Below are 24,860 nucleotides of genomic sequence, written 5' to 3'. Positions count from 1 at the left end.
GCTGAAAAACCGCTATCGCGGGCAAGCTGCCACATTAAAGGCAGCACCAGTTCCTACAGGAGGCGCTTAACGCCCCTTGATCACCATATCCACTGGGGTATCCCCCACTGCCTGCCAGTTCGGCCGGTACATCGACTCCACTTGCGGCGGCGGTACGCGATAAGTCCCAGGCGTGACAGCGCGGGCCAGGTACAGCAGGTGCGTGGTGCCGTAGCCGTCCAGGTTCAGCGCGGCCACATAGCGATCATCGCGGTATTCCTGATGCTTGATCGACGCATTCTGCATCGACTCGCGCCATTCCTTGACCTGACTGCTGGCGTTTTCCAGGCTGGCGGCGCTTTGGCCCAGGTTCTGGTTCTCCAGCTCCAGGCCAGCTGGTAGCAGGTCGACCACCAGTGCATCCGGCACCCGTTGCTTGTTGGCGCTGACCGCAATGTGCACCAGCACCAGGTCGCCGCTGCGCAGGTTTTGCAGGTTCAGCGGCTGGCCATTCATCCCCAGGTACTCACGACGAATACTCAGGTTTTCGCCACCCGCTACCGGCGCGTGCTGTGGATAACCGGAGATGCTCAGTTGCTGGTAAATCGGCTCGCTGCCCGGGTTGCGCAGGGTCAGCGGTGAAGCCAGCAACGGGCCTTCCAGCTTCAGGCCGGACTGGCCGTTGTTCAGCTCGCGGGTTTCGCCGCCGCTGCTCAACTGCGCCGTCCAGTTGGTTTCCGGTTTGCCCAGCAGGCCACGGCCGGCGAGGAACAGCGAGTTGCGCTCCTGGGTCGACAGCCATGGGCTGGCCGCCATCTGGTCCGACAGCTCGAACAGGCGTTCTTCACGCTTGCCTTTGGCCAGGTCGTTTTCTTCCAGCAAGGCCAGGATCATCGCCTGATCACGCAGGGGGCTGCCGTAGTCGGCCAGCCATTCATTGGCTTTGCGCTTGACCGCCAAACCGGCGAGCAATGCCTGGTCGGCGCGCGGCTGGTCGCCCATCTTCTGCAAGGCAATCGCCAACTGCACCAGGGGCAGGCCGGAACGCGCATCGCTGCGGCGCTCGAACAAGCTGCGCAATGCGCCCAGCGGCGCCTGCTGACTGCGCGCCAGCACCAGCCCGGCGTAGGCCTGCACGGCGAAGCGCGTGTGGTCGGCGTTGTCGCTGTAGTCGACTTCAATCAGGTTGCGTTCCTGCACATAACGCAGCAGGCGTTCGCTGGCCTTCTTCAGCGCTTCAGGCGGTACGGCAAAACCCTGGTCGCGGGCGCGCAGCAGGAAGTCGGTGACGTACGCCGTCAGCCAGTATTCTTCCTCGCCATCGGCACCCCACAAACCGAAGCTGCCGTTGTAGCGCTGCATGCCCAGCAGGCGCTCGATGCCCAGTTCGATCTTGCGTTTGCGCTCGGCATCCGGCTCGCCGGTCAACCCCAGGCGTGTCAGCACGGCGGCGTCGGCGTACAGCGACGGGTACAGGCCGCTGGCGGTTTGCTCCAGGCAGCCATACGGGTAGGCCTTGAGCGCACGAATCTGCTCGCCCAGGTTCAACGGCGGGCGGCTCGACAGGCTCAACAGCGCCTCACGCCCGGCCGGTTCAAACAGGGCCAGTTCGCTGTCCGGCAGGCTCCAGGCTTCGTCCTTGAGCACTGCGCGGTATTGCTTGAGCAGCGCCGGATAAGCCGGACGCACGCCCAATGTCCATTCGCGGGTAAACGCCGGCAGGTTCTCGCCCGGCAGGTCCAGGCCGTTGACCGTAACCTTGATCTTGCCCTGGCCAAAACCGCCCAGCGCACGCACTGGAATCTGCAAGGTGGTGCGCTGGCCCTGGGTCAGTTGCACGCTTTGCGATGGCTCGCCCAGCAGGGTCAGTTGACCTTCGGCGGTCAGTTGCACATCGAGCTTCTGCGCCTTGCCCGACAGGTTGGACAGGTCCAGCGCCAGGCGCGTCTGGTCGCCGCCAGCGAGGAAGCGTGGGGCCGACAGCTCGGCAATCAAGGGCGCGGCGATCACGGTCTTGGCTTCGGCCATGCCGTAGCGGTCATCGCTCCAGGCCTGGGCCATCAGGCGCAACTCGCCGTTGAAGTCGGGGATATTGACGCTGACTTCGCCCTCGCCTTTCTCATTCAGGGTCACCGGCGCGCTTTGCAGGGCGACGATGGTGACGCTGGTGTCCGGGCGCTTGCCGCCCTTGGCCAGCGCCGCGTCACCACCAAAGGCCAGGCTGGCCAGGCGGCCCTGGCCGGCTTCGATCAACTGCCCATAGATATCGAACTGATCCACGCCATACGCCTTGCGGCCGAACAGGCTGGAGTATGGATCCGGGGTCGGGTACTCGGTGATATTGAGGATGCCCACGTCCACCGCCGCCACCAGCACATGCACCTGTTTCGGCACGCTGCCATCGGCATTTTTTGCCGCAACCTTGACCGTCAGTGGCTGCTTGGGGCGCATTTTTTCCGGTGCAGTCAGGGTCAGGCCCAGTTTGCGCTGGGTACGATCCAACGGCAGGTGCAGCAAACCCACGGCGCGTTTGGGGGTGATGTTGGCTTTGCGCTCGCCGGGACGGATCACCAGCGCGCTGACATACAGATCATGACGCGACCATTTCGGATCGAGCTTCACTGCAAAGCTCTTGCCTTCGGCCGGCACCTCGATTTCCTGCCACCACAACGGGCCTTCACTGGATTCGACCAACAGGTAGCCCTTGCCGGCTGCCGGCGGGGTGACAGTGACGTTGGCCGTATCGCCATCGCCATATGCCGGTTTGTCCAGCGCCAGCTTGACCTGGTCCGGGCGCACGGCGCCGCCTTCGGTGTTGTCCTGGGCCTGGTAGCCAGCCCAGAAGCGCTTGCTGCTGATCAACCCGGTCTGTGGGTCTTCGACTTCGACGCGGTACGGGCCCCACTCCACCTGGAAGCTGACCTTGGCCGTATCGCCGGCCTTGATGTTGACGGTCTGCTCATCGAGGTTGAGGAATTTCTCGTTGTAGTGATAGCTCCAGCCGTCGTTGTCCGAGTAGTTCCAGTAGTAGTCGCGGCGCTCGCGGATCAGGCGGACCTTGAGGTTGTCGGCCGCCAGCTTGTCACCTTGCTGGTTGGCCAGCAGTACTTCGAATTCCGCCGGGCCATCGCCATCGGTCTCCTTGCCATCGAACAAGCCGCGCAGGCCGGGCAGTTGCTCGGCCGGCCATACCGGCTGTACCAGGCGGCGGGTGATCGGGCGCCCGCCGGATTCTTGCAGGCTGGCCTGCACGATCAGTTGCAGCGGCGACTTGGCCTCGCTCCATTTGCTTTCCAGGGTCAGCTTTTCCTGGCCCTGGGCATCAAGCACGCTTTCGTCCAGTTCAAAATCCTGGCTCAGCTCTTCTTCCGTTACCGAGCCAAACTCGTAGCCCGGCAGGGCTTTGACCGCCTCGCGCAGCGGGCGCACATACACTTGCCCGCTCAGGCGATTGCCCGCCGCCGGGGCGCCATAGAGGTAGCGGCCGTTGACCTGGATAACGGCGGTGTCCGCCGGGTTCAAGGGCGTGTCGCTGCCCTTGAGTTCCAGGGCCAGGCGCTCGGGCAGGAAGTCCTCGACGAGGAATTCATACAACTGCGGCTTACCGTCACCCAGGTCGAACACCAGTTGCCAGCGCCCGGTCGGCGCTTCGCCGGCCAACTGCAACTGATATTGATAGAGGCCAGAGGCATCGGCGTCCCATACGAATTTGCGGCTGACCTGCTCATCCGGGCGGCGCACTTCGACACTCACGGGCTGCGGCTTGACGGCATTGCCGTCCTTGTCGCGCAGCAGGGCGTTGAGCAGCACGGTTTCGCCAGGGCGGTACAGATCCCGCGGGCCGAACACAAAGAATTGCAGCGGGTGCGCGGGCTGGCCGCCGATATCGAACTCGGCCAGGTCCAGCGCTGCGCTGTCGAGGCGCAACAGGCTGGTTTGCTCGCCCTGCTTGGCCAGCAGTACCTGGGCCTTTTTCGGCAATGGCAGTTCGGCGTGGCCGCCCTTCTCGGTCTTGCCCTGGCCCAACACGCGGCCTTCGGCATCGAGGATTTCCAGCTCGACGCCATCGAGTGCCTTGCCGCCTTCCAGCGCCTGGGTAAACACATGCAGGCGGTTGGCGTAACGGTGCACCGACAGGCCGATATCACTGAGGGTGAACAGCGTGGCCGGTTGCGAATAGTTGTAAGTGCCCGAGGCGCGCATCACCGCCAGGTACACGCCCGGCTGTTGCAGTTGCTTGAGGCCGGCGATGGGCAGCAGCAGGGTTTCACGGGTGTTGCGCGCAGGATTCAGGTCGAAACGGCCGCCGTACACCAGGTCGGCCATGGGCAGCAGTTCACGGGACTCATAGCTTTGCAGGCTGGTATTGCGGCCCCACTGGGCGAGAAACGCCGGTAGCGATTCGGGCTTGATGCGGAAGAATTCGACGTCGATCTTGTCGACATTCAGCGCGATCACCGGCAAACCTTCGGCCAGACGGGTGGGCAACAGGGTGCCACGGCTGGCGAAGCCGACGGTGGCTTGCAGGTCGCGGGTTTCCAGGCGGCTGACGTACTCGGCGGCGAGCTTGGCGTCATTCACCCCACGCAGGCCGGCGTCCACGGTCAGCACCAGTTTGCGCTGGGGCTCCAGGTGACGCAGGCGCAGCTCCATCAGGTTGTCGGAAAGCTCCCAGGCACCGTCGACCTTGCCGGATTTGCTGTCCACCAGGTGCAGCTTGTCGGCGAACTTCTGGTCCGGGTCCAGCGGGATCGAAAAACTCACCGACAAGGTGCTGGCGCCATCCAGTTGCACCTCAGACACGTCCACCACGCTTAACTCACGGCCTGCATAACGCTGCTTGAGCGTCGCCACGTCTACCGCGGCCTTGGCCGGCGCCGTCACCGCTGCCGCAGGGGCCGCTGGCGCTGCTGGTTTGTCGGAAGAATCGCAGGCGCTCAGCAGGGCCAGCGCGCAGGCCAGGAACAATCCTTTGTTAAGCATGGGGCACTCGTTGTGAGGGTGTCTGAGGGGTGAACTATATATCAGCGCCAGTGAAGCGGGTTATGGTGGCGATCACATTGACCGACGGAGGGCGATTTGGTTCTGTGTACAGACCAAGTCAGGTCAAACCCTACCTCTGAAATGCTCCAGCGCCCGCTATTTGCGGATGCCTCGCCCCAACCTCCCGCAGAAACTCACCCGCGCTGAGCTTGAGCCACTCAATCAACCGGGCGATGGCCGGCTCGGACTGTCGACCCTTGCGGCAAATAATGTAATACGCCGCCGGCGACATCATCACCGGGCTGCTCAAGGCAACCAATCCCCCCTCTTCCAACTGGTCATATACCAACGCCGTCCTGCCCAGTGCGATCCCAGCCCCCTTGAGCGCAAGGCTTATAGCCAGGCTCGAATCCGGAAACCGAGGCCCAGGGTGATACGGGGGGGCCGCCACCCCCTGGAACGCAAACCAACTCTCCCACCCCGGACAGATCTGATCATCCGCCCGGTGAATCAATGGGTACCGGGCGATATCCTTCGGCGCAATATCGCCATGCTCGCGATAAAACGCCGGCGAACATACGGGAAACACCGCATCGCGCATCAGCAACTCGACATGATGCTCCGGATAGTCCCCGCCCCCTATGACTACTGCGACATCAAATTGATGAGCACCCAGGCTGGCAGGGCTCATATCTGCGCTGGTCAGCACCAGGTCGAGATTGAACGAGGCGTCAGTATGCGAGCCATGCACTCTGGGAATCAGCCAGGTCGAACAGAGTGAAGAGGTGCACGAGAGGTACAACGGTTGGGCTTCGCGCGGATTGAGAACCTGCAACGCCGCCTCCAGCCCTTTGAAAAACCCATCAGTGACCGGCAACAAGGCGTGCCCTGCCGACGTCAGCTTGACGCCACGTGAGTGCCGCTCAAACAACTGCACGCCCCACCACTCTTCCAGGCCCGCAATTTGATGGCTGATGGCACTGGCGGTGAGGTTAAGCTCAGATGCCGCACGCGCGAAACTGCCCGTTTGCGCGGCGCTGACAAAAGCCTGAAGCATCGCAGTGGGTGGAGGACGCTGAGCCATCAAGTGCTCACTTTGATCAGGATGATCCCGCAAACAATGACGCACGCCGAGAGCATCCGTCGCCAGCCGAACCGTTCATGAAAGAACAGCGCGGCAATAATGGCGCCGATAATAACACTGGTTTCCCGCAGCGCTGAGACCTTGGCCACCGCGTCCAGCGACAGCGCGAACAACACCAGGCCGTAGGATGCCAGGTAAAAAACACCCCCCAAGACACCCACTCGCCAATGACTGCCAATGGTTTGGACAAGTGCCGCACGCTCCTTGCAAAACGCCAGCAGCGGGATAGGAATGCTCTGGAACACCGTCAGGTAAATAATGTATTGCAGCACCGTTTCACTGGCTCTCACACCCTTGGCGTCCACCACTGTGTAGGACGCAATAAACACTCCAGCGCCCACCGCCATCAGGATCGGCTTGAGCATGTGCGCGGTCATCCTGCGTACAAATGTCAGGCTGATGATCCCCAGGCAAATCAACAACACCCCTGCCATCGCCTGGAACGACAGTTGCTCATGCAGCAGAAAGTAGGAAAACAACGCCACCAGCACCGGCGGCACACCGCGCATCACCGGGTAGACCTGACCGAAGTCGCCCGTCTCATAGGCCTTGATCAGAAACAGGCGATAGACCGTATTCAATATCACCGAGAGCAGTACATAACCCCAGACTTGCAGGCTCGGCACATTGACCAGCGGCAGCGCCGCCAGGCAGATCACCAGCGCCGTGCCATCGACGATGGCCAGGGTCATGAAGCGGCTGCTGCCGGCTCGGACAACAGCGTTCCAGGTGGCGTGCATGAAGGCGGAGATCAGGACCAGGGTGATCGCGATATCGGAGTTATCCATGGGGTTTGGCTGTTCTGAGGAGAAGGCGGGTATTTAACTCAGCCTCGCGTGCTGGCCAGAAGCGAAAGCTCATCAGCGCAGCCATGAGCCTTCATCATGCCGACATTGCCACCCACAACGCTGGGACCTGCTGTGGGAGCTGGCTTGCCTGCTCCCACATTGGGTCTGCGATGCTGCCCAGGCAGCGTTACAATGCCGCTCCCCCAAGGAGCCCGCATGTCCACCTTACTCACCGACTGGCGTCATCGCCCCACTCACCGCCGTGTCTGGGCCCTGGCCGCGCCGATGATTCTGTCGAATATTTCGGTACCGCTGGTGGCGCTGGTGGACAGCATGGTCATCGGCCATCTGCCCCACGCCCACCAATTGGGCGCCGTGGCCGTAGGGGCCAGCCTGTATACCTTCCTGGCCTGGGCCATGGGCTTTCTGCGCATGGGCACCACCGGGTTTGCCGCCCAGGCCGCCGGGCGCAATGATGGCGCGGCGCTGCGGCAAATCCTGCTGCAAGGTCTGCTGCTGGCACTGGGGTTGGCAATGGTGCTCGGCACGGTGGGCATTCCCCTGAGCCACCTGGCGCTGGAGTGGATGCAGCCCTCCGCCGAGTTGAATCAACTGACCCGCGAGTTCTTCCACACCCGCCTGTTCGGCCTGCCCGCCGCCCTGGCTACCTATGCCTTGGTGGGCTGGTTCCTGGGCACGCAAAACGCCCGGGCGCCGCTGGCGATTCTGTTGACCACTAACCTGGTGAATATCGCCCTGAACCTGTGGTTTGTGCTGGGCCTGGACTGGGGCGTAGTCGGTTCGGCGCGGGCCTCGGTGATTGCCGAATGGACCGGCGCCCTGCTCGGCCTGGCCCTCACGCAAAAAGCCCTGCGCGCCTACCCTGGGCATATCGCCTGGGCGGCGCTCAAGGTCTGGCAAAGCTGGCGCGCGCTGCTGGCGGTCAACCGCGACATCTTTATCCGCAGCCTGGCGCTGCAGTCGGTGTTTTTCATGATCACGGTGCAAGGTGCGCGGCTGGGCGATGCCACCGTCGCGGCCAATGCCCTGCTGCTCAACGGGCTGTTGCTGACCGCCCATGCCCTGGATGGTTTGGCCCACGCGGTAGAAGCGCTGTGCGGCCACGCCATCGGCGCCCATGACCGCCAGGCCCTGCGCCGCTCACTGGTGGTCGCTTGCGGTTGGTCACTGATCGCCAGTCTCGGCTTCGCCCTGCTGTTTACCTTCGGCGGGCACCTGTTTATCGCCATGCAGACCGATATCCCCAGCGTGCGCGCAACCGCCGATCTCTACCTGCCGTACCTTGCGGTACTGCCGTTGATTGCGGTGTGGAGTTACTTGTTGGACGGTTTGTTTATCGGCGCGACCCGTGCGCGGGAGATGCGCAATGGCATGCTGCTGACGGTGCTGATTATGCTGCCGCTTGCCTGGGCGCTGCAGGGGTTGGGTAACCACGGGCTGTGGATAACGTTCCTGCTGTTTATGGCGGTGCGCAGTCTGACGTTGTGGGCGATTGCGTGGCGACTGAACAAACAGGACCGCTGGCTCGGCCAACCCTGAGAACGCGGGCTATCTGTTGATTGTTACAAAACAGCTTGGCTGTTTTTCGGGGAGCAGACCACAGAGCATTTACACCTTCGAGGTCAAACATCACCTCTCATCCAAGGTAGGTCTGTGAATGAATATACTCCCGACACCAGCAACCGCAGCCCCCCTTTCACCACGCGTCACTCCACCGGCGGAACCGGTCGGCACCCCACATATCAGCGTTTTAGCGGATGATGGAAACACCAAGATCCAGCAGATTTCAACCTATAAAACAGACCCTCAAGGCAAGCGTGTACCCGGTGTCAGCAGAGTGCTGATTACCACCTCCGACCGGGCTGACAACGTCAGTATTACCGTAGGCGCAAACCACCAGCTCAACGCGCGTATCAATGGCAAAGACTACAAACTCCCACTGACAGCAAACAACAACGCGCACTCACTGAGGATCAACACTGCTGGAGGCAATGACCGCATTACCGTCGACAAGTACGTCAACATCGAAATGCACATAAACAGCGGCGACGGTGATGACGATATTGTTTCAAATGGGCGAGTGGGGACCGTGATCGGTGGAAAAGGAAACGATCACATACGCCTGGGCACCGGCGATATGGCGGTAACTGGCGGTGATGGCGACGACACAATTACTGCCGGCACGGGCAACGCTGCGATATCGGGAGGAAAAGGAAACGATCACCTGTATGCAGGCTTTGGTCCTGCCAACAGAGTGTTATTCCTCAACGGCGACAGGGGAGATGACCATCTTTACGCTGGGCCTGGCAAGGTTGTACTAAACGGGGGAAGGGGCAATGACACACTGAGTGGTTATTACCGGACTACTTTTTATAGCGGCGAGGGCGCCGACACCATTAACTCTTATGATAAAAACGATAAGATCTATGCCAAGTCTACCGACACAATTAACAACCAAGGCAACTCTAAAATCATCCCTGTTACATATTCCGAGAGCGGTAGAAAAGGCTTGGTAATAAAAGGTACAGAACAATTCATAGAACAGACGGAAGATGTTATAGACCGACTAAGAGCCTCACCAGCGGGTCAAAAAGCACTCGAAGCCATGGATCAATTTGTTGAAGACGGGCATAGGCCTATCGTCCTTACCGAATCGCACACCCCCGGCTTTAGCGCCTACGGATTCAGGAATGAGTACACCTCAAACGCTGAGCTCAGGAAAGACCCTTTCCGCCCTGAGTTTGGTTATATAAAAGACAACAAACCGGGTTCAGTTTCGACCCAGCCCGAAATCGTTTTCGAACCCGCTGACTTTGACCAGACCTTTTCCATCTCCCCGGAGATTACGCTCCATCATGAACTCGCTCACGCGTTCAATGGAGCCACAGGGACGGGCATACCTGGCAAACAAATCCTGAAGGACGCTAATGGAGCCCCCCTCCTCAGAGGCGGAGTGCCGAGAACCGTAAACAACGAGGAATACCAAGTGGTTGGAATTCCCACGGATGCCACGCCTTTCGACTTTGACAATAACCCCAACACTCCAGCGACCAACGTCAACCCTTATCCCTTCACGGAAAACGCCCTCCGTGAGGAAATGGGCGTTCCGCTGCGCGACCGTTATGACGTGGATGAGGCGCCGCGCATCTGATACGTCAGGAAGACAGGTACGAGGAGCGGGTCAGGCCCAGGCGCAAAGCATCCAGGAACTGCGTACGCTCCGCCGCCGTGATCTTCGCGCTGGCGCACTTGTCACGGTAGTGGGTCATCAACTCCTCCGGCGACAAGTGCACGTAGCGCAGCATGTCTTCGATGGTGTCGTGGGTCTCGATCCCGGCGCTGTAGACCGTGCCGTCGTCGCGCTGGTAGATGTTCACCGAGTCGGTGTCACCGAACAGGTTGTGCATGTCCCCGAGGATTTCCTGGTAGGCGCCCACCAGGAAGATGCCCAGCAGGTAATCTTCGCCTTCGTTCAAACCGTGCACCGGCAAGCTGGTCTCGATGCTCTGCTCGTCGACGTATTGCTTGATCTTGCCGTCGGAGTCACAGGTCAGGTCTTGCAGTACTGCACGGCGCAGCGGCTCTTCGTCGAGGCGATGCAGCGGCAGAATCGGCAGTACCTGGCCGATGGCCCAGGTGTCCGGCAGGCTCTGGAATACCGAGAAGTTGCAGATGTACTTGTCGGCCAGCTTGTCATTGAGTTCGTCCAGCACCTGGCGGTGCGAGCGCTGGCGGGCCTTGAGCGAGTTGTGCAGGCGGCGGCACACGGCGAAGTAGCACTGTTCGGCCAGGGCTTTTTCCGCGAGGGTCAGTTTGCCGTCGGCGTACTGGGCGGCCACGTCGCTCATGTAGTGGGTGGCGCGCCAGTAGGTTTCGGTGACCATTTCAATGTCGGTCGGGCCCAGCAGGTCAACCAGCCATTGCACGGTTTCCGGCAGGCTTTCCTTGTTCTCGATCACCGGCACGTCGTCGTTGTGTTTCTCGACGTCGGTGACTTGCACCACCAGCATGGCGTGGTGAGCGGTCAGGGAGCGGCCGCTTTCGGAGAAGATGTTGGGGTGCGGCAGGTTCTGCGCGTCGCAGAACTCCTTGAGCATGCCCACCACCACGCCGGCGTAGTCGTCCATGTCGTAGTTGATCGAACTGGCGTTGCGCGAGTGGGTACCGTCGTAGTCCACGCCCAGGCCGCCGCCGACGTCGATGTGGTCCACCGGCAGGCCAAGGTTGCGCAGTTCACCGTAGTAACGGATGGCTTCCTTGAACCCGTGCTGGTAGTCCGCCAGGTTGGCGATCTGCGAGCCCATATGGAAGTGCAACAGGCGGATGCCCTGGTCCAGGCCGGCGGCGCGGAAGCGCTCGACCACCGACAGCAACTGCGCCGCCGACAGGCCGAACTTGGACTTCTCGCCACCGGTGTCTGCCCACTTGCTCGACGCCAGGGACGACAGGCGCACCCGCAGGCCGACCTGTGGCTTGACCTTGAGGTTGGCGGCTTCTTCGATCACCAGGCCCACTTCGGACTCTTTCTCGATCACGATAAACACGTTGTGGCCCAGCTTCTGGCCCATCAGCGCCAGGCGGATGAACTCACGGTCCTTGTAACCGTTGCAGACGATGGTGCCGCCTTTCGGTGCCAGGGCCAGCACCGCCAGAAGCTCAGGCTTGGAGCCGGCTTCCAGGCCGATGGACACGTCCTGGGTGGCGATGATGTTCTCGATCACCGCTTCCTGCTGGTTGACCTTGATCGGGTACAGCGCGGTGTATTTGCTCTGGTATTCCAGGCGCTCGATATTCGCGTCGAAGGCGCCGGTCAGCTGGCGCACGCGGTCTTGCAGGATATCCGGGAAGCGCACCAGCAACGGCAGGGACAGGCCGCTTTTGCGCAGCTCGTCCACTTGCTCGTACAAGTCGATGGGCGAGCTGTTCGGGCCGTTCGGACGGACTTCAACGCGACCGGCATCATTGATCGCGAAATATCCGGCCCCCCAATGGCGAATCCCGTAAACACTGCGGCTGTCCGCAACTGTCCATTGGCTGCCATCGTCTTTGCGTGTGCGTCGTACGGACATCGAAGTCCCCTATATAAAGTCGAAGAGCGCCACCCAAGTCAGAGGCTGGCGCAGTCTAAAGAGTGAAAATGACGATTTGCCTGTGAGAGAGGTAGACCCCGCTCGCAGGACAGAGTTTAGACACCGGTCAGGAACAGGCTCTGTGAAACCATGGAGACGACGAGCGCGCTCGTCGGTGCGGGTTTCACAGAGGCTGCTAGCCGCCGGATTTCTTCGCCTTGTAACCGAGCTTGATCAACTCGGCCAACAGCAACTCGACGTGATCGCCCTGGATTTCGATGATCCCGTCTTTCAGGGCGCCACCGGTGCCACAGCGCTTTTTCAGCACGGTGGCCAACTCCTTGAGTGGCTCGGCCGCCAGAGGCACGCCGGTGATGGTGGTCACCGTCTTGCCGCCACGGCCCTTGCTCTCGCGGCGTACGCGGGCAATACCGTCACCTTCGGGAATCAGGGTCTGTTTGCAGGTACAGGCGTCCACGGGCTGGCGACAGTCCGGGCAATGCCGACCTGCGTCGGTGGAAAACACCAGGCCACCAAGGGCGGCGAAGGATGCGGCTTTTTTGGCCACCGGCAATCCTCTTGGGAGGATGAAGACTGATCAGTGCCCGTCAACCGGCCACCAACCGCGAAGCCCCACTCAGGCAGGGGCAGCGCTACCGAACCGCCAAGGCAGTTCGGCTTGAAAAGTCGCGCAGTGTAACGGCAAAAAGCCTACTTGCTAAGAGCCAAATGGCGCCAATTTATGCAACTTTAGCGACGCGCCGCCAGATAGCGTTTTAAGGCGGCCAGGGAGTCGGGGCAATAGGACTTTTGCTCGATATCGGCCAGGACTGCCTCAATGGACATAAAACGCGCTTCCAGCACCTCTTCGGGCTGCAGCTGCAGCGGCCCATCCCAGACCGCAGAAAACGCCGAGCACCAGAGCCGGTTACCCGTATCCTCGAAAAAGAAGTGGTCGTGGGCGGTCAGTTCTACACCGCTGACGCCCAATTCTTCTGCCAGCTCACGGGCGGCCGACTGCTCGTAGGTCTCGCCAGCCCCGACCATGCCGCCCGCCGCCACGTCCCAATAACCGGGATAGATGGCTTTGCTCAGGGTGCGCCGGTGCACGCACAGTTCACCCTTTGAGTTAAACAGCATGATGTAGGTGCCGCGCCCGATCAGCCCGCGCTCGCGCAGGTCAGCACGCACCAGGGCGCCGAGCAGGTTGTCCTGCTCGTCGACCCAGGCGATGTGTTCGGCATCCGAGGCCGCGCGGTGCGCGACCTCCTTGGCGCTATCGACCATGACTCAACCCTGGTTCAGCAGTTGACGCAAGTCGATCACCGCCGCGTTGGCGCGGGAGATGTAGTTGGCCATCACCAGCGAGTGGTTGGCCAATACGCCATAGCCGCTGCCATTGAGGATCATCGGGCTCCACAGGGTTTCCTGGGACGCCTCCAGCTCACGAATGATCTGGCGCACGCTGACGGTGGCGTTTTTCTTGGCCAGCACGTCGGCAAAGTCGACTTCGATGGCGCGCAACAGGTGGGACAGGGCCCAGGCCTGGCCGCGGGCCTCGTAGAACACGTTGTCGATCTGCATCCATGGGGTTTCCACCACTTCTTCATCGAGCTGCGGCACTTCGCCCGGCGCCAGCGTTTCGGTTTTCAGCGCGGTATTGAGCTTGACCCGGCCGACACTGGCCGACAGGCGCTGCGACAACGAACCGAGGCGGGTAGCAACATCGCCCAGCCAGTTGTTCAGGTTGTCGGCACGCGCGTAGAACAACGCGCCTTTCTGGTTGGGGTCGGAGAGACGCGCCTGATAGCGGTTCAGGGAGTTGATGCCTTCCTGGTACTCCGATTCGCTGGAGGGCAGCACCCAGCTCTTGTTGTCGAAGTTAAAGCGCGGCTCGGCCTTGGCCAGGTCGGCGTCTTCGGCCGATTGCGATTGCGAGCGGGCGAAGTCCTTGCGCAGGGCACGGGTCAGGTCACGCACCTGCACCAGCACGCCATATTCCCAGCTGGGCATATTGTCCATCCACAACCCAGGCGGGAAGCGGTCATTGGAAATATAACCGCCAGGCTTGTTCAGCAGGGTACCCACCACGGTCTTGACGGTTTCGACAGTGGTAAAGCCGAGCACCATTTGTTTGCCGTCTTTTTCGGCGGCAATTTGCGCATTTTGCTGGACCGGGAACAACGCCGGCTCCTGGCTCCAATACCAGCCCAGGCCACCGGTGACCAACAGGTAAATCACCACCAGGGTCATCAGGGCACGGCTCATCAACAGATTACGAAAATAGCTGCGGGAGGCCGACTTGGGCGCAGGGCTTGGGCCTGGGGCGCTGCCTGCACGGTTTTTCCAGTCCAGCATGGCGGATATCCTTTCAGTCACTTGAGTTCAATAGCTACGACCACAACCCTACCCCATCGTGCCCGTCGGTGCGGGGCTTTTAATCAAGGTGGCGTAAAGCTGGCACTCAACTATAAAGGATGGGCGCCGATGCGCCTACGCGACCCAAGGGTCAGCAAATGAATCCACAGGACGCTGCAGTTAATTGACGTATGACACTCGTGCGAATGAAAAGAGGTGCTAGCATAGAGCCACCAGTCGACCTCAGCATGCACCCTTACCTAGTAGTCAGGATATGACCGAGCCAGAAGACCCCAGTCGTGAGCGTCTCAAGCACCACTTTGCCCAGCGGGTAATTCATCAGGCGCGTCAAATTCTTGAGATCTGGCAGCGTTTACAGCGCAGCGAATGGTCGAACGCCGAATTGAATGAACTCAGCGAGGCCAATCTGCGCCTGCTGCGTTTTGCCGAACGCTTCGAACAACCCGAGCATGGCCAACTGGCCCGGCACATCATCGAGTCGCTTAAAGCCGTGGACGAAAACCGCGGCCGCCTGAGCAGTCACCTGATCACCGACCTCAACCGTTTGATGCAGCGCCTGTCGCGGACCGGCCTGCGTCAGGGCGACCAGCTGGATCAGACCTTCCTGCCGCCGATGCGCAAGCCGATCTACGTGATGCTCGCCGATCACGACCGCGCCGAGCGCCTGGCCAAGCAGCTGGAATTCTTTGGTTTGAGTGCGCAGTCTCTGGACAGCGTGGCCGCCTTCCGTTCGTCCATGGCCGAACGCCTGCCGGCGGCGATTGTGATGGACGTGGACTTCTGTGGCGCCGGCCTGGGCCTGAAATTGGCCGCCGAAGCCCAGGAAGGCCTGGAGCAGAAACTGCCGCTGCTGTTCTTCAGCCTGCACGAAACCGACACCCCCACCCGCCTGGCCGCCGTGCGCGCCGGTGGCCAGGAGTTCCTTACCGGGACCCTGGAGGCGTCGAGCCTGCTGGAAAAAATCGAGGTGCTGACCTGCGTCGCCCAGTACGAACCCTATAAAGTGTTGATCATCGACGACTCCCGCGCCCAGGCGATGCACACCGAACGCCTGCTCAACAGCGCCGGGATCGTCACCCGCACCCTGATCGAGCCGATCCAGGCCATGGCCGAGCTGGCGGACTTCCAGCCCGACCTGATCATCCTCGACATGTATATGCCAGCCTGTACCGGCACCGAGTTGGCCAAGGTGATCCGCCACAATGACCGCTATGTCAGCGTGCCGATCATTTATCTGTCGGCCGAAGATGACCTGGATAAACAGCTGGACGCCATGAGCGAAGGCGGCGACGACTTCCTCACCAAGCCGATCAAGCCGCGCCACCTGATCACCACCGTGCGCAACCGCGCCGCCCGCGCCCGCCACCTCAAGGCGCGGATGGTGCGCGACAGCCTGACCGGCCTGTACAACCACACCCATATCCTGCAACTGCTGGAAGACTGCAGCTTCCGCTCGCGCCGCGAGAACAAGCCATTGAGCTTTGCCATGCTCGACATTGACCACTTCAAGCGGGTCAACGACAGCCACGGCCACCCCATGGGCGACCGCGTGATCAAGAGCCTGGCGCTGTTTCTCAAGCAGCGCCTGCGCAAGACCGACTACATCGGCCGTTACGGCGGCGAAGAATTCGCCATCGTGATGCCCGACACCGACCTGGACGCCGCTTGCAAAGTGCTCGATGAAATCCGTGGGCGCTTTGCCGAAATCCACTACCCGGCCCAGCCCCAGGACTTGTGGTGCACCTTCAGCGCCGGAGTGGTCGAGCTGTGCGACGGCTCCGACAGCCTGATGATGGCCGCCCAGGCCGACGAAGCGCTGTACCGCGCCAAGGACGCCGGGCGCAATCGCGTGCACGCCGCAGGCACGTCAAGGCAAAGTGCCACCTTTTCATCGGATTCCACTCAGTCCGTCATAACGCTGTAACGAAAACGCAATAACTTCAGGCACTTATTCTTCCGCCGTTGGTTGAAACCACGCATGCGCCTGAAGCTGCTGACAAATCTCAATACCCTTCTGCTGGTCGCCGTTTGCCTGGCCCTGGGCGCTACGCTCTGGTGGTCGCAACGGGCGCTTGAACGCCCTTATGTGCTGATGGAGCGCTACCTGGGCCTGTCCCAAGCCTTCCAGAACCAGACCGCGCGCAATATCGACGACTATTTGGCCAGCGGCGATGCCTTGCGCCTGAGCGCTGCCGGCCAGAGCCTGGAAAGCCTGGCGCTGAACCTGGACGAGCTGCCGCCTGAGCTAAGCGAAAAATTGCGCCCCGGCTTGCTGGACCTTGAGGGTTTCAGCAAGACCGACCTGCTGGCCGCCGGCAAGCTGGCCGGCGACCCACAAGCCTTGCTGCTGCAAGCCGAGCGGGAGCTGGGGGCCAATCTGGAGCAACTGAGCCAGTACGCCATCGGCGTCAGCTCACCGGACGCGGCGCGTTATCTACCACCGTTGCTCGCCGCCGCGCAGCATCTGGGGCGGCTATCCCTGGCGCGGGACAAACTGGTGAGCAGTGGGCGCAGCGAGCTGGCGGCCGATGTGGAGCGTGAACTGGCCAACATCCGCAGCCAGGCGGACTTGATTGAGCAGCTACCACTGTTGGGCGTGACCGCCAGCAGTGCCTCCAACAGCGATGATTTTTCGGCGTTGATGGGCCTGGAAAGCAGCGAAACCACGGTCGCCGAAGACACCGGCGTAGGCCTCAAGCGCGAGCTCAACAGCCTGCTCACGCGCTACCCTTCCGAACTGGCGCGGACCCGCGAGCAAATCCAGAAACGTACCGAACTGGCCGCCGCCACCCACCTGAAAATCAACACCGTGCAGCACGCCATTGCTGCGCTGGAGCCCGAAGTGCGCGCCCAGCACGCTCGAATCCAGGGCGAAGTGCGGGTGATCCAGGGCGTAATGATTGGCCTGATCCTGATGATCGCCCTGCTCATCGACACCCTGCAACGGCGCCTGGCGCGGGTGCTGACCAGCCTGGCGCCGGCCCTGTCGACCTGGGCCGAGGGCGACTTCAGCCAGGAGATCGCCCTGGGTGCAACCAACCGTGAACTGCATGATATTGAAGCCTCGCTCAATCGCCTGCGGACTTACCTGGTGAACCTGGTGGGCACTATTCGCGCAAATGCCGAGCAAGTGGCCGGCAGCAGCCGCGCCCTGGCCGAACTGAGCGGCGGCCTGCATGACGGCGCCGAACGCCAGGCCGGGGACACTGCGCAAATCCGTGATTCATTGGGCGAGTTGGAGGCCACTATCCAGCAGGTCGCGGGTGACGCCAGCCAGGCCGCCGGGGCCAGCCGCAGCGCCGGCGAGGCCGTAGAGCATGGCCAGCGGGTGATCGGCTTGAGCCTGACCGGCCTGCACGCGCTGGTGGGCGAAGTGCAGGGCAATGCGCAAATGATCGAGAAACTCGCCGAAGAGTCCGCGACCATTGGCAACGTGCTCACGGTGATCCGCTCGATTGCCGAGCAGACCAATCTGCTGGCGCTCAACGCCGCCATCGAAGCCGCCCGCGCCGGTGAGGCCGGGCGTGGGTTTGCCGTGGTCGCCGACGAAGTACGCTCCCTGGCCCAGCGCACGGCGGGCGCCACCGCCGAGATCCAGACCTTGATCGCCGGCCTGCAAACCGCAGCACGGCAATCGGTGGAAGGCATGCGCGCCCAGGTCGAACACGCCGAAGCCACCGCCCAGCAAGCCGAAGCGGCCGACGGCGCACTGGACGAAATCGTCGGCGCGATCCAGACCATTTCCGACACAGCCATCCGGATTGCCGATGTAACGGCCCAGCAGAGCGGCGCGGTCAGTGAGATCCGCGATAATAGCGAGCGCATCCACCAGTTGGGTGAGGACAACCTGCTGCGCATTGGCCAAGGCCGCCGCCAGGGCGAGCATCTGTTGGTGCTCGGCGGGCAGCTCAACACGGCAGTGCAGGCATTTCGCGTCTGATTCCATCCTCCAAATCAGACGGACATCAAAAATGTGGGAGCGGGCTTGCTTGCGAATGCGGTGGGTCAGTGATGGATAGGTTGACTGATACACCGCATTCGCGAGCAAGCCCGCTCCCACATTTGATCTCCTGTGTACTCGCAACCGTGTTACCAATGACCGGATCCAAGGCCCTAGTCACAAATTTTGCGCAATCCTCGCTAATCGTGCTGGCTATTGCAGAGAACTGGACAGTCACAAAGGCTTTGCGGCATAGTCGCCGGGTTCTGACGTACCCACATCAATAACAAGGAACAGCCGATGGCGACCTTACTGGTTCTGCACGGACCCAACCTGAACCTGCTCGGCACCCGCGAACCGGGTGTGTACGGTGCAGTCACCCTCGAACAGATCAACCTCGATCTGGAGCGACGGGCCCGTGAAGCCGGCCACCATCTGCTCTACCTGCAAAGCAATGCCGAGTATGAATTGATTGATCGCATTCACGCCGCGCGCAGCGAAGGCGTGGACTTTATCCTGATCAATCCCGCCGCTTTTACGCACACAAGTGTTGCTTTACGTGACGCGCTGCTGGCGGTGAGCATCCCATTCATCGAAGTGCATTTATCGAACGTGCATAAACGCGAAGCTTTCCGCCATCACTCTTACTTCTCCGACGTAGCGGTAGGAGTGATCTGCGGCCTTGGCGCCAGCGGTTACCGACTGGCCCTGGAGGCCGCCCTGGAACACATTGAAGAACAGGCTAAACGCCCCTGACCGACCCTTGGGAGTTGATGATTCATGGATATCCGTAAAGTTAAGAAACTGATCGAACTGCTGGAAGAATCCGGTATCGACGAGCTGGAAATCAAGGAAGGCGAAGAATCCGTACGGATCAGCCGTCACAGCAAGACCCCGGCCCAACAGTTCTACGCACCCCAGATGCAAGCGCCGGCGCCTGCCGCTGCTGCTCCAGCCGCCGCACCTGCTGCTAGCGCTGCACCTGCCGCACCTGCTGCCCCTGCGCTGAACGGTTTCGTGGTCAAGTCGCCAATGGTCGGTACTTTCTACCGCACCCCGGCACCGACCTCGCCAGCCTTCGTTGAAGTGGGCAAGACCGTGAAAGTGGGCGACACCATCTGCATCGTGGAAGCGATGAAGATGATGAACCACATCACGGCCGAAAAAGCCGGCGTCATCGAATCCATCCTGGTAGAAAACGGTCAGCCGGTTGAGTACGACCAGCCGCTGTTCACCATCGTTTGAACCGCGGAGCGCCTTCGATGTTGAAACCTGCGAAGAAACTGCAAAAAGTCCTGATCGCCAACCGCGGCGAGATCGCGCTGCGGATCCTGCGCGCCTGTAAGGAAGAGGGCATCAAGACCGTCGCTGTTTACTCGACGGCCGATACCGAATTGATGCACGTGAAACTGGCGGACGAAAGCATCTGCATTGGCCCGCCACTGGCCACGAACTCGTACCTGAAGGTCTCGAACATCATCGCCGCGGCTGAAGTGACCGGCGCTGACGGCATCCACCCTGGCTACGGCTTCCTCGCGGAAAACGCCGATTTCGCCGAACAGGTGGAAAAATCCGGCTTCGCCTTCATCGGCCCGAAAGCCGAGACCATTCGCCTGATGGGCGACAAGGTGTCGGCCAAGGACGCGATGATCGCAGCCGGCGTGCCAACCGTTCCAGGCTCCGACGGCCCACTGCCGGAAGACGAGGAAACCGCCCTGCGCATTGGTCGCGAAGTCGGTTACCCGGTGATCATCAAGGCCGCCGGCGGCGGTGGTGGTCGCGGCATGCGCGTGGTGCACAAGGAAGAAGACCTGATCGAAGCGGCCAAGCAGACTCGCTCCGAAGCGGGTGCCTGGTTCGGCAACCCGATGGTCTACCTGGAAAAGTACCTGACCAACCCACGTCACGTGGAAGTCCAGGTACTGTCCGACGGCCAGGGCCACGCCATCCACCTGGGCGACCGCGATTGCTCGCTGCAACGCCGTCACCAGAAAGTCCTGGAAGAAGCTCCGGCACCGGGCCTGGATGAAAAAGCACGTCAGGAAGTCCTGGCACGCTGCGTCAAGGCTTGCATCGATATCAACTACCGTGGCGCCGGGACTTTCGAGTTCCTCTACGAGAACGGCCGCTTCTACTTCATCGAGATGAACACTCGTGTGCAGGTAGAGCACCCGGTTTCGGAGATGGTCACCGGTATCGACATCGTCAAGGAGATGCTGAGCATCGCCGCTGGCAACGTGCTGTCCTTTACCCAGGACGACGTGAAGATGCACGGTCACTCCCTGGAGTGCCGGATCAACGCCGAAGACCCGAAAACCTTTATCCCGAGTCCAGGCCTGGTCAAGCATTTCCATGCACCAGGCGGCAACGGCGTTCGCGTCGATTCGCACCTGTACAGCGGCTACAAGGTTCCGTCCAACTACGACTCGCTGATCGGCAAGCTGATCACCTGGGGCGCCACTCGCGACGAGGCCATGGCCCGTATGCGCAATGCCCTGGACGAAATCGTGGTCGACGGCATCAAGACCAACATCCCCCTGCATCGGGATCTGGTTCGTGATGAAGGCTTCTGCGAAGGTGGTGTGAACATTCACTACCTGGAACACAAGCTGGCCAACCAGTAAGTTTGTGCTCCACCCACAAAACCGCCTTCGGGCGGTTTTGTCGTTTATGCGCACACAAGAACACCACAAAACCCTGTAGGAGCTGGCTTGCCTGCGATAGCGGCAGGCCAGGCACTGATGAGCAAGCTGACACCCCGCCATCGCAGGCAAGCCAGCCCCCACATTTGGCTCCCGTGCTGTCAGTGGTGTCGTCTTCTGGCCTGCTCTCGCGTAAACTTGCGCCCTTTCGCAGCCCCACCCCGCTGCACACTCATTTTTTCAAAGGTGCCCGCCATGCCTTGGCTGCAAGTCCGTCTCGCCATCAGCCCAGAACAAGCCGAAACCTATGAAGACGCGTTCCTCGAAGTCGGCGCCGTGTCGGTGACCTTCATGGACGCCGAAGACCAGCCGATTTTCGAGCCTGAGCTGAACACCACGCCGCTGTGGTCCCACACCCACTTGCTGGCCCTGTTCGAAGACGGCACCGACGCCAGCAGCGTGTTTGCCCATATGGAACTGCTGACCGGCGGCCCGCTGCCCGAGCACCATAGCGAAGTGATCGAAGACCAGGACTGGGAGCGCAGCTGGATGGATAACTTCCAGCCCATGCGTTTCGGCCAGCGCCTGTGGATCGTACCAAGCTGGCACGCGGCCCCGGAGCCTGAGGCGGTCAACCTGCTGCTGGACCCGGGCCTGGCGTTCGGCACCGGCACCCATCCGACCACCGCCCTGTGCCTGGAATGGCTCGACGGCCAGGACCTGCAAGGCTGCAACGTGCTGGACTTCGGTTGCGGCTCGGGCATCCTGGCCATCGCCGCGCTGTTGCTGGGCGCCAAGGAAGCCGTCGGTACCGATATTGACGTGCAGGCCCTGGAGGCCTCCCGCGATAACGCCGGGCGCAACAACATTCCTGAAGGCAAATTCCCACTGTACCTGCCGGAGCAATTGCCCCAGGTGCAGGCCGATGTATTGGTCGCCAATATCCTCGCCGGGCCGCTGGTTTCGCTGGCTCCGCAACTGTCGAGCCTGGTCAGGCCCGGTGGGCGCCTGGCGCTGTCGGGGATCCTCGCCGAGCAGGGCGAAGAAGTCGCCGCCGCCTACGCCCAGGACTTCGACCTGGACCCCATCGCCAACCGCGATGGCTGGGTACGCATCAGCGGTCGTCGGCGCTAGAATGAGCGCCTGCATGAATCGGATGGCCGCATGACCGACAGTTTCGTCACCCAGTGCCCGCATTGCCAAACCCGCTTCCGCGCCAGCCATGCTCAATTGAGCGTGGCCCGTGGTGTGGTTCGTTGCGGCTCGTGCCTGCAAGTGTTCAATGCCGCCCGGCAACTGCTGGAGCAACGCGCCCACGCGCCTGAAGCGCCGGCTGCCGAAGCCCCGCCACGCGCCATCAGCCAGAAGCAATGGACCGCCGAAGAGCTGGACCTGGACCACCTGAACCTCGACGAAGAATTGGCCAAGCTCGAGCGCCGGGAGATCCAACACACCCAGCCCCAGGGCAGCGACCGCCGCCAGGCCGGCGCGGACCGTCGGCAAAAAGACGAGTCGATGATCGCCAGCCGCGATACGGTCAAGGCTGAAGAAGAACAGTGGGCCGCCAGCCTGTTCAGCGACCCGCCGGACGAACGGGCTGCGACAATCGCCCACACCGAGGAAACCGTCGAACCAGCCCCGGCCCCCACGGGCAAGCCCCAGCGTACCGAGCCCTCGATGTCCTTCGACATTCACGAGGTGGACGATGAGCCCGTGCTGCGTGCCGACGACGCTCTCGACCCGCCCGAGCCAACGCTCAGCAGCGAGCCGGACGAGCCCGAGCCTGAACCACGCCGCAAGCGCACACGCGCCACGGGCAACGTCCATGACGAGATGCTGCAGGACCTGGAAGACGACCCGCTGCACCTCTACGCCGGCAAGCGCCCCGCCGGCTGGGGCCGCCGCCTGCTCTGGCTGACCCTGGTGCTGCTGGCCGCCGCCGCCCTCGCCGGCCAGTACATTGCCTACCAGTTCGACGAACTGGCCCGCCAGGACAAGTACCGCCCATGGTTCCAGGAACTGTGCCCGAAACTGGGCTGTACCGTGCCGTCGCGGGTGGATATTGCCCATATCAAGAGCAGCAACCTGGTGGTGCGCAGCCATCCGGAGTTTGCCGGCGCGCTGGTGGTGGATGCCATCATCTATAACCGTGCGACGTTCTCCCAGCCGTTCCCGCTGCTGGAGCTGCGCTTTGCCGACCTTAATGGCCGGATGATCGCCAGCCGGCGCTTCAAACCCGCCGAGTACCTCAGCGGCGAGTTGGCCGGCCAGACCGAGATGCCGTCCCAGACCCCGATCCATATCGCCCTGGACATTCTCGACCCAGGCAACAAGGCCGTGAACTACAGTTTGAGTTTCCACTCCCCCGAGTGATTGGTTGCGCGCGTCAAGGTTCGGACGGCAGGTTATTGACTTGCTCGTCCACGACCAAACCGCTGGCGATAAGAAAATAACTGCTCAGATTTTATCCAATTCAGCCTTTAACCAGTCATCGAGAGCGGGTATCATGCCAACCCTTTTTCGAACTCTAATGATCCGGCCCCACAACAGGGAAGTCCTATGTCGGCGGTACGCATCGGCCCATATACATTGCCAAACGCTTTGATTCTCGCCCCGATGGCGGGCGTCACTGACCAGCCCTTTCGTCAGCTGTGCAAACGTTTGGGGGCAGGGCTTGTAGTCTCGGAAATGGTCACCAGCGACATGAGCTTGTGGAACACCCGCAAATCGCGGATGCGCATGATCCACGAAGGTGATCCCGAGCCCCGCTCGGTGCAGATCGCCGGCGGTGATGCGCAAATGCTGGCGGATGCGGCCCGAGCCAACGTAGAGCTGGGTGCACAGATTATTGATATCAACATGGGTTGCCCGGCAAAAAAGGTCTGCAACAAGGCCGCCGGTTCCGCCCTGTTGAAGGATGAGCAGTTGGTGGCCGAGATCCTGCACGCCGTGGTGGGTGCAGTGGATGTGCCGGTCACCCTGAAGATTCGCACCGGCTGGGACCGGGACAACAAGAACGGCCTGACGGTGGCGAAGATCGCCGAACAGGCAGGCATTGCAGCATTGGCGGTGCATGGCCGCACCCGCGCTGACCTTTATACCGGCGAGGCCGAATACGACACCATTGCCGCGATCAAGCAGGCAGTGTCGATTCCGGTCTTTGCCAACGGCGACATCGACTCGGCCGAGAAAGCCCGGCGCGTATTGCACGCAACCGGTGCCGATGGCCTGTTGATCGGCCGGGCCGCCCAGGGGCGGCCATGGATTTTTCGTGAGATCGAGCATTTCCTGCGTACCGGCGAAATCATGCCGGCACCGGGGCTGATCGAGGTGGAACGTATTCTGCTAGAGCATCTGGCCGCCCTGCACATCTTCTATGGGGACGTGATGGGCGCGCGCATTGCTCGCAAGCATGTGGGTTGGTACCTCGCAACCCTGCCCGGCGCCAAAGAGTTTCGCACCGGGTTCAATCGTTTGGATGAAACGCAAGCACAGGTCACCGCCGTTCGTGAGTTCTTTGCCGAACGAGACAAGAGCCTGAGAGCAGGGGACGGAGAAGGGGTGGCCGCATGACGATGATGACCGAGACTTTAGTGAGTGGAACAACACCCGTGAGCGACAACGTCAATTTGAAACAGCACCTCAACACGCCGAGCGAAGAAGGCCAGACCCTTCGCGGGAGCGTCGAGAAAGCGCTGCACAATTATTTCGCCCACCTTGAGGGCGCGGCCGTCACGGATGTGTACAACCTGGTGCTCTCCGAAGTCGAGGCGCCCTTGCTCGAAAGCGTGATGAACTACGTCAAGGGCAACCAGACCAAAGCCAGTGAGCTGCTGGGCCTGAACCGTGGGACCCTGCGCAAGAAGCTCAAACAGTACGATTTGCTGTAAGCATTCAATCAAACCAGAAAGGCGC

General features: G+C 61.5%; 18 protein-coding genes. 11 read left to right on the top strand and 7 right to left on the bottom strand.

The features are described 5' to 3' along the window. Positions 1–66: 66 nt before the first annotated feature. The 3 genes from K1X80_RS04090 to K1X80_RS04080 all read right to left on the bottom strand — a co-directional run bounded on the left by K1X80_RS04090 (position 67) and on the right by K1X80_RS04080 (position 6,894). A complete protein-coding gene (locus tag K1X80_RS04090) occupies positions 67–4,962 on the bottom strand; it encodes an alpha-2-macroglobulin (RefSeq protein WP_220172674.1) in 4,896 nt (1,631 codons plus the stop codon). Between the two features lie 130 nt (positions 4,963–5,092). Further along, entirely contained in the window at positions 5,093–6,046 is a 954-nt protein-coding gene (locus K1X80_RS04085; protein ID WP_169959864.1) for a LysR substrate-binding domain-containing protein, read from the bottom strand. After that, positions 6,046–6,894: an EamA family transporter gene (locus tag K1X80_RS04080; RefSeq protein ID WP_057958219.1), complete on the bottom strand. Its 849-nt coding sequence runs from the start codon at positions 6,892–6,894 to the stop codon at positions 6,046–6,048. The genes K1X80_RS04085 and K1X80_RS04080 overlap by 1 nt, the downstream gene beginning before the upstream one ends. A gap of 216 nt (positions 6,895–7,110) precedes the next feature. Here K1X80_RS04080 and K1X80_RS04075 point away from each other — a divergent pair, with 216 nt between their 5' ends. Both K1X80_RS04075 and K1X80_RS04070 read left to right on the top strand, forming a co-directional pair. Further along, on the top strand, positions 7,111–8,454 hold the full coding sequence (locus K1X80_RS04075) for an MATE family efflux transporter (protein ID WP_120731453.1): 1,344 nt from the start codon (positions 7,111–7,113) through the stop codon (positions 8,452–8,454). A 118-nt stretch (positions 8,455–8,572) separates the two neighbouring features. Next, positions 8,573–10,066 (top strand): M91 family zinc metallopeptidase, encoded by a 1,494-nt coding sequence (locus K1X80_RS04070; protein ID WP_170060007.1) that lies wholly within the window; start codon positions 8,573–8,575, stop codon positions 10,064–10,066. Between the two features lie 4 nt (positions 10,067–10,070). Here K1X80_RS04070 and speA read toward each other — a convergent pair whose 3' ends face one another. The 4 genes from speA to K1X80_RS04050 all read right to left on the bottom strand — a co-directional run bounded on the left by speA (position 10,071) and on the right by K1X80_RS04050 (position 14,342). Further along, on the bottom strand, positions 10,071–11,984 hold the full coding sequence (gene speA, locus K1X80_RS04065; protein WP_029297633.1) for an arginine decarboxylase: 1,914 nt from the start codon (positions 11,982–11,984) through the stop codon (positions 10,071–10,073). A gap of 196 nt (positions 11,985–12,180) precedes the next feature. Next, on the bottom strand, positions 12,181–12,552 hold the full coding sequence (locus K1X80_RS04060; protein ID WP_029297635.1) for a translation initiation factor Sui1: 372 nt from the start codon (positions 12,550–12,552) through the stop codon (positions 12,181–12,183). Positions 12,553–12,734: 182 nt separating this feature from the next. Beyond that, on the bottom strand, positions 12,735–13,271 hold the full coding sequence (locus tag K1X80_RS04055; RefSeq protein WP_057437578.1) for an NUDIX hydrolase: 537 nt from the start codon (positions 13,269–13,271) through the stop codon (positions 12,735–12,737). Positions 13,272–13,274: 3 nt separating this feature from the next. Next, positions 13,275–14,342 (bottom strand): DUF2333 family protein, encoded by a 1,068-nt coding sequence (locus K1X80_RS04050; RefSeq protein WP_057958214.1) that lies wholly within the window; start codon positions 14,340–14,342, stop codon positions 13,275–13,277. Between the two features lie 274 nt (positions 14,343–14,616). Between K1X80_RS04050 and K1X80_RS04045 the strand changes: the two genes are divergently transcribed. The 9 genes from K1X80_RS04045 to fis all read left to right on the top strand — a co-directional run bounded on the left by K1X80_RS04045 (position 14,617) and on the right by fis (position 24,835). Further along, positions 14,617–16,287 (top strand): PleD family two-component system response regulator, encoded by a 1,671-nt coding sequence (locus K1X80_RS04045; protein ID WP_115127297.1) that lies wholly within the window; start codon positions 14,617–14,619, stop codon positions 16,285–16,287. Between the two features lie 54 nt (positions 16,288–16,341). Next, on the top strand, positions 16,342–18,303 hold the full coding sequence (locus K1X80_RS04040; protein WP_220172673.1) for a methyl-accepting chemotaxis protein: 1,962 nt from the start codon (positions 16,342–16,344) through the stop codon (positions 18,301–18,303). Between the two features lie 300 nt (positions 18,304–18,603). Further along, positions 18,604–19,059, top strand: coding sequence for a type II 3-dehydroquinate dehydratase (gene aroQ, locus K1X80_RS04035; protein ID WP_057437567.1), 456 nt, complete (start codon positions 18,604–18,606; stop codon positions 19,057–19,059). A 24-nt stretch (positions 19,060–19,083) separates the two neighbouring features. Then, positions 19,084–19,548, top strand: a complete 465-nt coding sequence (accB, locus tag K1X80_RS04030) for an acetyl-CoA carboxylase biotin carboxyl carrier protein (RefSeq protein WP_057437565.1) — start codon at positions 19,084–19,086, stop codon at positions 19,546–19,548. 17 nt (positions 19,549–19,565) lie between these two features. Next, positions 19,566–20,927: an acetyl-CoA carboxylase biotin carboxylase subunit gene (gene accC, locus K1X80_RS04025; RefSeq protein WP_003188188.1), complete on the top strand. Its 1,362-nt coding sequence runs from the start codon at positions 19,566–19,568 to the stop codon at positions 20,925–20,927. Positions 20,928–21,200: 273 nt separating this feature from the next. Further along, on the top strand, positions 21,201–22,079 hold the full coding sequence (gene prmA / locus K1X80_RS04020) for a 50S ribosomal protein L11 methyltransferase (RefSeq protein ID WP_057958210.1): 879 nt from the start codon (positions 21,201–21,203) through the stop codon (positions 22,077–22,079). Positions 22,080–22,109: 30 nt separating this feature from the next. Continuing rightward, positions 22,110–23,318 carry a DUF3426 domain-containing protein gene (locus tag K1X80_RS04015; protein WP_169989296.1) on the top strand — a complete coding sequence of 403 codons (1,209 nt, stop codon included), beginning with the start codon at positions 22,110–22,112 and terminating at the stop codon, positions 23,316–23,318. Positions 23,319–23,504: 186 nt separating this feature from the next. After that, the gene (gene dusB / locus K1X80_RS04010) at positions 23,505–24,518 is read left to right on the top strand and encodes a tRNA dihydrouridine synthase DusB (RefSeq protein WP_057437552.1); all 1,014 of its coding nucleotides are present in this window, start codon (positions 23,505–23,507) and stop codon (positions 24,516–24,518) included. After that, positions 24,515–24,835: a DNA-binding transcriptional regulator Fis gene (gene fis, locus K1X80_RS04005; RefSeq protein WP_003186237.1), complete on the top strand. Its 321-nt coding sequence runs from the start codon at positions 24,515–24,517 to the stop codon at positions 24,833–24,835. Before dusB ends, fis begins: the two co-directional genes overlap by 4 nt. Positions 24,836–24,860: the final 25 nt, after the last annotated feature.

The sequence above is a fragment of the Pseudomonas sp. So3.2b genome, assembly GCF_019464415.1.
In the GTDB taxonomy this organism is placed as follows: domain Bacteria; phylum Pseudomonadota; class Gammaproteobacteria; order Pseudomonadales; family Pseudomonadaceae; genus Aquipseudomonas; species Aquipseudomonas shahriarae.
Note: the sequence above shows the minus strand (reverse complement) of the source record. Positions and strands in the feature narration are given on the sequence as shown.